At 65.9% G+C, this 1,349-nt stretch carries 2 protein-coding genes; both read left to right on the plus strand.

Features of this window, described 5'->3' with window-relative positions:
- Positions 1–532: nickel-dependent hydrogenase large subunit (locus EOA38_RS36800; protein ID WP_145966301.1), on the plus strand; the 532-nt coding region annotated here is incomplete at its 5' end.
- Between the two features lie 9 nt (positions 533–541).
- Positions 542–1,349, plus strand: an 808-nt coding sequence (locus EOA38_RS36805; protein ID WP_145966302.1) for an acylphosphatase, incomplete at its 3' end; no start/stop codon positions are given.

Below are 1,349 nucleotides of genomic sequence, written 5' to 3' on the forward strand. Positions count from 1 at the left end.
GACCGTGCCTGGCGACGGCACGGGGAAGGGCTACACTTGGTGCAAGGCGCCGCGTCTTGCCGGCGAGGCCGTCGAAGTGGGCGCGATTGCCCGTCAACTCGTGAATGGTCACCCGCTGATCCGCGATCTGGTCGGGTCAGGCAGCGGCAATGTGCATGCCCGGGTTGTGGCGCGTGTGCTGGAGGTCGCTCTCGTTGTTACGGCAATGGAGAGCTGGATCCGTGATCTCAGGCCCGGCGAAGCCTTTTGCGAGCATGGCGCGACGCCGGCCGATGGCGAGGGCACGGGCCTGACCGAAGCTGCGCGCGGCTCGCTTGGCCACTGGCTGAAGGTGCGCAACGGCCGCATCGCCAACTACCAGATCATCGCGCCGACGACCTGGAACTTCTCCCCACGCGATCGTAACGGCAATCCGGGTCCGTTGGAGCTGGCGCTGGAGGGAGCGCCCGTGCGGGCCGGTGAGACCGAACCTCTCGCAGTCCAGCACATCGTGCGCTCGTTCGATCCGTGCATGGTCTGCACGGTGCACTGAAGCCCGGCCATGAACACGCTCCTGGCCGCACCACCAGCCGCAAAGGGTCACCTGATCCGGGTTTCCGGCCTTGTGCAGGGTGTCGGCTTCCGCCCCACCGTCTGGCGCGTCGCCACCGCCATGGGCCTTACCGGCCACGTACGCAACGACGCCGCGGGCGTCGAGATCGCGCTCTGGTGCATCGATGCCGAGCTGGCGGCGTTCAGGCAAAGGCTCTGCGACGGATGTCCGCCTTTGGCACGCATCGACGCTATCGAGACCACCGACCTTGAAGGATTGCCGCCAGCAGACGGCTTCACCATTGTCGCGAGCGCAGGGGGAGCGGTGCGGACAGGCGTCGTTCCAGACGCCGCATGCTGTGCGGAATGCCTCGCCGAAATCCTCGCCCCGCGCGACCGCCGCTATTTCTATCCCTTTGCGAACTGCACGCATTGCGGTCCGCGGTTGTCGATCATCGAAGCGATCCCGTACGACCGCTCCTCGACGTCGATGAAAAGTTTCGTCATGTGTGAGGCATGTCGGGCCGAGTACGAGAATCCTGCGGAGCGGCGCTTCCATGCCCAGCCGATTGCCTGCCCAAATTGCGGCCCGCGCATCTGGCTCGAAGCGGAGGACGGGTCCGTCTTTGCCGGTGGATCGGAACGGGTGATAGACGAGGCCGCCGCTCTGATCAGGGCAGGGCGAATTCTCGCCGTCAAAGGCATCGGTGGCTTCCATCTCGCCTGCGTTGCAACCGACGACGACGCGGTCATGCGGCTGCGCAGCCGCAAGAAACGCGACGGGAAGCCGTTTGCGCTAATGGGCCGCGATCTGCGAC

The organism is Mesorhizobium sp. M1E.F.Ca.ET.041.01.1.1 (assembly GCF_003997355.1).
Classification (GTDB): domain Bacteria; phylum Pseudomonadota; class Alphaproteobacteria; order Rhizobiales; family Rhizobiaceae; genus Mesorhizobium.